The sequence below is a fragment of the Thermococcus sp. M36 genome (assembly GCF_012027355.1).
Classification (GTDB): domain Archaea; phylum Methanobacteriota_B; class Thermococci; order Thermococcales; family Thermococcaceae; genus Thermococcus.
Window position 1 is genome coordinate 1 of sequence record NZ_SNUH01000305.1, and the last position, 404, is coordinate 404.

1 protein-coding gene is annotated in these 404 nt (G+C 38.4%); it reads left to right on the forward strand.

All coding sequences use genetic code 11. The features are described 5' to 3' along the window. The coding region (locus E3E36_RS12455) for a hypothetical protein (RefSeq protein ID WP_206203730.1) at positions 1 to 404 on the forward strand (404 nt) is incomplete at both ends.

Consider the following 404-nt stretch of genomic DNA (forward strand, 5'->3'; position numbering starts at 1 on the left):
ATGGCTGGGCTCCTTTGTCTCCGGGCATAAGCATCAGTATCGGTGCTTCATTCGGAAATATTCCTGGAGAACGTTGGTGCTTTGTTCCTAACAGATACATGGGTTTTTCAAACATTAATAATTATTACTTAAACCGTTCAAATAACGTAACCGTTATAAACAATACAACTATTATTAATAATACCAACGAATATCGTGGCAGCAGATATTTACAAGGCCCTGATAGACGTGATGTTGAAAGAAATATAGGAAGGCCTCTTCAAACTGTTCAGGTAAGAGATGCTAACAGACCCGGACAGGAAGTTGGCAATAATAACTTTACTGTTTACAGACCAAGGGTTAACAGAAATGATAATAATGTTGGAAGACCGGATAACAATCAGAATCCTCCAAGACCTGTAGAA